The sequence below is a fragment of the Areca yellow leaf disease phytoplasma genome (assembly GCF_041920595.1).
This window is the reverse complement of record NZ_CP169277.1, coordinates 362,496-370,118: the sequence shown is the minus strand read 5'-3', so window position 1 is coordinate 370,118 and position 7,623 is coordinate 362,496. Positions and strand designations below refer to the sequence as shown.

Annotated in this window: 4 protein-coding genes and 2 pseudogenes; 3 read left to right on the top strand and 3 right to left on the bottom strand. The window is 37.5% G+C overall.

The features are described 5' to 3' along the window. Positions 1-129: 129 nt before the first annotated feature. Entirely contained in the window at positions 130-348 is a 219-nt protein-coding gene (locus ACEW7V_RS02095) for a hypothetical protein (RefSeq protein WP_374695301.1), read from the bottom strand. A gap of 3,553 nt (positions 349-3,901) precedes the next feature. Between ACEW7V_RS02095 and ACEW7V_RS02090 the strand changes: the two genes are divergently transcribed. From ACEW7V_RS02090 to tuf, 3 genes and pseudogenes are all read left to right on the top strand, one after another. Beyond that, on the top strand, positions 3,902-4,204 hold the full coding sequence (locus ACEW7V_RS02090; RefSeq protein WP_374695300.1) for an RNase H-like domain-containing protein: 303 nt from the start codon (positions 3,902-3,904) through the stop codon (positions 4,202-4,204). A 188-nt stretch (positions 4,205-4,392) separates the two neighbouring features. After that, positions 4,393-4,704: a ribonuclease HI family protein gene (locus ACEW7V_RS02085; RefSeq protein WP_374695299.1), complete on the top strand. Its 312-nt coding sequence runs from the start codon at positions 4,393-4,395 to the stop codon at positions 4,702-4,704. A gap of 116 nt (positions 4,705-4,820) precedes the next feature. After that, a pseudogene (tuf, locus tag ACEW7V_RS02080) lies at positions 4,821-5,104 on the top strand (elongation factor Tu); the annotation flags it as partial. A 1,302-nt stretch (positions 5,105-6,406) separates the two neighbouring features. Here the strand turns inward: tuf and rsmG are convergent. Next, a pseudogene (gene rsmG / locus ACEW7V_RS02075) lies at positions 6,407-7,028 on the bottom strand (16S rRNA (guanine(527)-N(7))-methyltransferase RsmG). Further along, positions 7,029-7,169 carry a hypothetical protein gene (locus ACEW7V_RS02070; RefSeq protein WP_374695761.1) on the bottom strand — a complete coding sequence of 47 codons (141 nt, stop codon included), beginning with the start codon at positions 7,167-7,169 and terminating at the stop codon, positions 7,029-7,031. Between the last annotated feature and the right edge of the window lie 454 nt (positions 7,170-7,623).

Sequence of the window (7,623 nt, the reverse complement as noted above, 5' to 3'; positions counted from 1 at the left end):
GTGCTTCGTTCCCGGTTTTTTTAAAATCAGCAGCCCACTTCGTTCAGTTACGTATTTAACTCACCGCGTGTGGAGTAAGGATCCGAGAGCCGGGCGTGTCTCCCCTCTAGAGGGAGTATCCTTCTACTCCTAGGAGCAAGCCACGCTGGCCGGGATCGCTCCAGCTGCTCCAAATCGAAGGCCAAAGTCTGCTGCCCAGTTCTGCTGCAGAAATTCTGGCAGCAGACTTTGGTGATTTTTATAAATTTTTGGCTGACTTTTTCTTGCAGTTTTCAATTGGAGATTGAAGAGCACTTGTCCAAGTTGCTGCTGCTGAATTTTGGGAGCAAACGGAGGTCCGGAAGTCATCGTTCCGGCGACGTTTTTCAAGCCAAAAATAGAGCTTCTTTCAGCCCAACGGAGGAAGAAGGCTGGAATAGATTTATTCCACTATTCCAGCCTATTCCAGGTTTATCCCAGAGTTATTCCAGTCGGAATAAGGTATGAAAAAATTATTTTTTAATCATGCATGATTTGAATTTTTAATTCAAATATTTTACAAATATTTTATATTATCCTACATGCCTAATTGCAACTAGAATTAGATTAGTTTCTGGGACGGAGCAGATTTCCGCTGCAGTTTTAAAATTATTTTTAAAATCCATTCTGCTCCCGCTGTTGTTTGCATGCCTAGTGTAGGAACATGTCAAACCACTAGCACCTGTTTTCTTTCACTAGCCCCAAGATCGTCGTCGAAGCAAGCACGTGCAGTGCGGTGCACCTAGTACGGCACCCCAAATCTATAGCGGTGCACGTTACCTCGTTTGCACCAGTTGAGGAAGGAAACCCCGATCGGGATATCAGATCTTGCGGCTGACCACCTGAAATCCCCCGAAGGAGAATGCTGCATTCAGGGTCTCAGACCCGTGGGCGGCTATGCGCAGATCGAGGTTCCGCCTAATTTTTTTTTTTCCTTCGTGACAACATGTCGGGCAAGACATATTCACAACTTAACTCCCAACTACAAGAGGAAATGATCTTGGAAGAGTGGCCAACAGACACCGTTGACCCCTAAGCCCCCCCCCAAGGGGGAAAATCGAGGCACTAGAGCAATCAACAATCTTAAAAGGTACCAACGGGTGAGAAAGAAGGTAAGCAACCAAAAGAGGGCAAACACACGAAGTAATGAGATAAGTGACTTGAAGGCAGGAGGCTCCCAAAGGACTTCCGGAGCGAGTCCCGCGAGCACAGTCACCACAACTCAAGCACCATCCCTCTCTCATTTTCTCCTACTCAATCCTTTATTCAAAACTCCTCTAAGCATGGTGACCGAAGTGGGATCCACCTTAGGGGATCTATTCCGCTTTGCCGTCTGCTGACTTGATCGTCGGAGTGCCCTCGCCGGGATCCCCGGCCCGGGTCTCTAACACTATTTTGTAGGTCCGAGAATCCTGGATTCTGGAGTAAAGGGACAGATGTCCAGCACCACTTCACAGCTGCAGGCCATGACGGTAAGGTTAGCAACAATGACCATTTGAAAGAGGAAAGGAAAATCCCTCCATTCATATCTCAGCCACTTCAACACAACTACCCTGGAGGTACGAGACCTGGATCAGTCTGTAGCCATGACAGCCTTGAAAAATAGACTATAGAAGAATGCATTCCTCTTCTTCCTAAAGAAAAAGAGTTCAAAGAACTTCGTCGAGGTGCTAACTCGAGTGGAGAAGTATGTCAATGCAGAGGAGGGCTATGACACACATCTAACCCCCACTAAGGCGTGAGCTAAGTAGAAGTTGGGGAGCTCTGGACAAGCCCTTCCTATTCAAGGTAACCGAAGGAACCGGTTGAGGTCCCGCAACCCTTCACCTTGCCAACGATCCAAGTCTTCATAAATGAATCGATAGACCCAATCCCCGCCTGAGAGACGTGAACTTCCCTTTAAAGTCATTATACCAATTACATGCCCCTAAATGCACCTCAGGGACACATACTAATGGTGGTTCGAGACTAGCTACCACTAGCCAAAATGATTCAAGCTCAACCGAAGTGTCACAACATGTAGAAGTATTTCCATTACCATCACAACAAAGGACACGACACAGAGGAGTGCATTCAATTGTAGGACGAGATCAAGCACTTCATCTATAAGGGAAGGCTTGCCCAGTTCATCCACGGGAGGGCTCCACCATGATGCCCACCATCGAGGCCTCAATAGCAACTACCGTGACCTCTACCACCACTATGTTAGGCTCCTGAATAGCCTCCCTAGTGGGAGAATATAGAAGCTAGCCCACTTGAACCAAATGTGAACATGATCCATGTGTTCACACTCAAAGAGATCAGCCAGGGGTCATCCGAGCAGTCTAGGACAACAAAAAGGTGGAAGATCAATGAATCTATCAACTTTATCAAGGAGGATGTGGCTAGCATCCAATTCCTACACATGAATGAGATTGTCATATCATTAAGTGTTAATAACCACAACGTAGACCGTATATTAGTTGATAGTGAAAGTGTAATTAATCTTTTATATTTCTTTACCTTTTCTCATATGAATCTTTCTATGGAACATCTAGAAGGGTACATGTCGATCATTCAAGATTTTAATGGCGAGCTAGTGCTTCTCATTAAAGCCAGCACTCACCCCTAATGCATTGTCATTGAAATGAGCTTCTTAGTGGTTAAACTCCCATCTCTTTATAATGCAATTCTTGATGCTTGGGGCTATGTGCTCTCCCCCAACTATTTAATGATGTAGTTCCTAACTGACCATGGAGTCAGACAATTAAAAGGAAACCAAACAGTAGCATGGCAATGCTACAGCATAAGGCTCCAAGCTAAAGACCAATATGAGCCTTAATTCGCTAAGCTAGACACCAAGGATGAGGTGTCTAAGGGGAACAGTGAACTATCAGGTGAACTACTAGCGATTTCCATATCGAAAGGGGACTCTACTCGAATGACTCAGATCAGTTCAAACCTGAATGAGGTAATAAAGAAAAAACTAACCACATTTTTATAGGAAAACATTGATGTATTCGCCTAAACTATCATTGACATGCCTAGGATAGAACCCTAGATAATGGTGCATCAACTAAACATCGACCCGACCTATCGTTTGATGAAATAGAAGAAGCAAAGCTTTGCCCCAAAGCAATAAAAGACCATCATCAAAGAGGCTAACAAGTTGATCAAGACTGGGTTCATCAGAGAGATGATGTACCTAGACTGACTGACAAACATGGTACTTATAAGAAAAAGCAAATAGGAAGTGGTGATGTACATAGATTTCACTGATCTAAATAAAGCTTGTCCAAAAGATAGCTATCCCTAATCTCGGATTGACCAGCTAGTCAACACCACTCCGATCATGGGCTCCTTACCTTCATGGATGCCTTCTCTGCTACAATCAGATCTGAATGGCTCCAGAAGAAGAAGAAAAGACTACCTTTATTACTCATCGTAGGCTCTACTATTATAGAGTTATATCCTTTGGGTTTAAGAATGCAGGAATGAACTACCAACATTTCATGAATAAAATCTTCAAGGACCAAATTGGTTGAAATATGGAAGTATATGTAGATGATATGCTAATCAAAAGCTAATATACTCGGGGTCACATTGTAGACCTTTAGGAGACTTTTAACACATTGCACCGATACAAAATGAAGTTAAACCTGGCAAAGTGCACCTTTGGGGTCATATCTGGCAAGTTTCTATGCTTCATGGTATCAAGCCGAGGGATTAAGATAAATCTAGAGAAGATTCAGGTGATCCAAGAGATGACCCCACCGAACTCTATCAAAAAGGTACATTGCCACACTGGAAAAATGGTAGCCCTTAATCTCTTCATCTCTAGATTGTTAAGAAATGCCTCCCCTTCTTTAAAATACTCAAGCAGCTGAAAGACTTTCAATGAACAATGGAAGCCCAGCGAATCTTTGAAGAACTAAAGAGATACCTCGGTTCCACACCCTTGCTAAGCAAACCTGTCCTTAGCGAGGAACTTTTCCTATATCTTGTCGTGTCCCTGGTTGTGATTAGCTTTGTACTTGTTCAAAAGGAGAGAAGGAGCCAGAGGCTAGTTTATTATATTAACAAAGTCCTCCATGATGCTAAAATTAGATATATGAGGTCGAAGAAGTTTATCTTTGCTCTTATCATCTCTGCCCAATCTGGCTATACATTCAAGCTCATAGCATTATCCTCCTTATCGATCAACTGATCGGGGTAGTTCTTCACCATCCCGATACCTCAGAGAGGATATCTAAGTGGGCACTCGAACTCTTTGAATTTGATGTGAGTTTCCAGCTAAGGCCCTCGATCAAAGATTAGGTACTAGCAACCTTTATTTTGGAGTATACCATCCCTGAGCAATGAGTATGAGAGGAAGGGTCAAGTTCTCCAGTAGACATGAAAGAACGGTGGACTCTACATGTGGATGGCTCGTCAAGCTCATCCAGGTTCGAAGTTGGATTGATATTAGCTCACCTTGAAAGAGAAGTAGTAGAGTATGCCCTGAGATTGAGCTTTCCCACTACCAATAATAAAGTGGAGTATGAGGCACTCCATGTCAGACTCAAAATTACAAAGGAATTAAGAGTTGGACACCTTACTATTTGTAGTAACTCTCAACTGATGGTGGGACAAGTGAAGGATGAATATGAGGTCCATGAGGAGAACATGAAGAAATACCTAGCCAAGACAAAGGAGTTAACTAAATGATTCTAGGACTTTGATATCTAGCAAGTCCCCAAAGCTGAAAATGCCAAGGCTGATGCATTATCAAAATTGACGGTGCTCCTACCATTGAACCTCCAAAAGAGTGCACACATCAAAGTACTAAATTTGTTGCTCAAGTTTATGTTTTAACTAAAGAAGAAGGAGGACGTCACACTGCCTTTTCTCTCAATACCGTCCTCAATTCTATTTCCGTACTACAGATATTACAGGAGTAGTTGAATTAAAAGGTGATGTTAAAATGGTAATGCCAGGTGACAACGCTGAATTAGTAGTTACCCTTAACAACCCAATTGCTATCAGAAGAAGGAACTAAATTTTCTATTCGTGAAGGTGGAAAAACAGTTGAAAGATTGCAGGATCAGTTTCCAAACTTCTTAACTAAAAATTCATTATACCCAACCTTATTAATAAATAAAACCCACATAATGTGGGTTTTTATCTTTTTAACTATTTTTTATTTTTGTATTTTGCCCCTTTTTTTGCCCTTTTGCCTTTTTATCGCTTTTTAAAACTCCACAAATCTAACCCAACTCAACTAAAAGATGCAAATTTGGCAATATATTTTAAACACTTATAAAAAAATTAGTTGTGTGCCAAAAAAACGCTATTTATTATCAAATTTCACAACACTAACCAAAAACGCCACTTTTTGTCATTTTTTGCAATAAAAAAGCAAAATATCTTCCAATTAACTTTAAAAAAAAGGTAAAATATATATGTGCTTGTTTATTAAGCAAGTTAAAAAAGATGTAAATATTTTTTTAAATAATAAGAATAATAAAATAAATTTAATTTTAATAATAAATAAAATTTAAAAGGTGGTTTAAATGGAATCAATAAAAGTAAATAATTCGTTTACCCAAATTAAAAAATACACACACACACACACACAATGGCTTTATTTGAAACAACTACTTATAATAATATTGCTACTCGTAAAGGAATTGCTTTAAAAACAATTTTGCTTTTATGTGTTACAGCAATCACTTCAATGTTTTTTACCCAATTCTAAAACCCGCGATATTAAAAAATCTAAATATTCATGCAATTTATTTTCCATGATTGCGTTAGGTTTTTAAATTATGGCATTTATTCTGCAGGATTAAAACAAGTTGAAATTTCTAAAGCTTGTGGATTAATTTATTCTTTTATAGAAGGAATAATTTTATCAATTATTTTTGTTGTTCTAAATTTAGTTTATGCCAATTTAGTTGGAAATTGCCATTATGGCTATTTTTGCAACCTTTATCGTCTTTGTTGCAATGTCCCATGCTTATTATAAAGGGTTTTTATAAAAGTAACAAATGAATTTAGACAAATTATGCTATATTGTTCTTTTGCTTTGGTGGTTTTCTTATATAGTTCGTTTAGTGTTGTCTTTATGCGGCATTTGGACAATTGAAAATATTATTTACAACTAGCTTTTTAACTCTTCCTATTAGTTTAATTATGTTAGGATTTTGTATCTATGTTTTTAGCAGCACTTCATTTTGATTACACCAGACAAATGATTAAACAAGGAATTCCCTAAAAAATATGAATGGCAAGTTTCTTTGGCTTTTGCAACAACTTTAATTGAAATTTTTTTAAGAATAATTTTAATTTTGCTAAGGTTATTTGGTCAAGAAAGAAAATAAAAAGATCACCAGATATTCGTGATCTTTTTTTATTATATTACCTTTTTTTATTCGGTTTGGAATAATAAATTAGTTCTTGTTCCTAATTGCATTTGGTAATTCCAATGTTTTTGCACTAACTAATTTGCTCTTATTTGCTTAATTATCTTTTTGCTAGCTTCTAATTCTTGTTGAAAGTTTTTACCTTTCATAGCAATAAAATAACCCTTTTTTTTCACTAAAGGAACACACCATTTTAAGATAAGTTCCAATCTAGCCAAAGCGCGAGCAACAACACAATCATAACTGCCATTTTGGCTATGTATATTGTTCCTACTCTTTGGTGAAAAAAACATATATTATCTAATTCCAAATGGCTTGCTAATTGTTTTAAGAAATTGATTTTTTTTTAAAGATGATTCAATGATTACAATTTTTAAATGAGAAAAAGAATTTTTAAAGGAAAGCTAGGAAAGCCAGCACCCGAGCCAACATCACAAAGATTAGTTACAGTATTAAAGTTAAATATTTCTTTTAAAATTAAAGAATCATAAAAATGTTTATAGCAAACATCAGATAAAGATATTAGAAAGTAAGGTTCATTTTTTTGTTTTCTTGTTTTAAAAATTCATAGTAAAAAACAAAATTGTTTAATTGCTTTTCGTTGAGTGCAAATTTGTCTTTAATGATTCAAAGTAAAGCATGATGTTTTTCCAAATAAACTAATAAAATCGAAATATCAACTTGATTGACTCCTAATATTCTTGTTGCTTGTCCTAAATTTTGGGGTTTGATTAAATCAAGTTTTTCTTGAGCTTCTTTTTTGACAATTTTTAATATCTGCGTAATTGATTTTGCTAGGAATTTTTTTTTTTTGTTCTAACCTTGCTAATTTTTGAGCTTCTTTTTGGGCTTTAGCAATATAACCTTCGTATTTGATTGTATTTCTGCTTGTTCCTCGTGGTTTTATCTGCTTTTTCCTGTAAAAAATGTTGTAAAGTGCAAAAATTTAATTCTGGTCTTTTTAGTAGTTAGCGTTATTGTGGTTTTTCTCCCAGGAACTAGCTGAGTTTTGTTGTTTTAAATAAGATAGATTATTCTGAATTAACTAAAATTCTCATAATTTTGCTTTTTTTCTAATAAAAGGTTGATTTCAGCTTTTTTGTTTTGAAAATTGTTATAATCTTTTTTCATCAATCAAACTCTAGTTGATATCTGCACTTCAATCTTTGAGGGCGCAAATCCAGCGACATCGTGTCTCAATAATAAACGAAGTGTAATGGCA

Excerpts from the sequence above, each read along its gene's own strand:
- ACEW7V_RS02095 (WP_374695301.1), bottom strand. The coding sequence starts at position 348 with ATGACTTCCGGACCTCCGTTTGCTCCCAAAATTCAGCAGCAGCAACTT.
- ACEW7V_RS02090 (WP_374695300.1), top strand. The coding sequence starts at position 3,902 with ATGGAAGCCCAGCGAATCTTTGAAGAACTAAAGAGATACCTCGGTTCC.
- ACEW7V_RS02085 (WP_374695299.1), top strand. The coding sequence starts at position 4,393 with ATGAAAGAACGGTGGACTCTACATGTGGATGGCTCGTCAAGCTCATCC.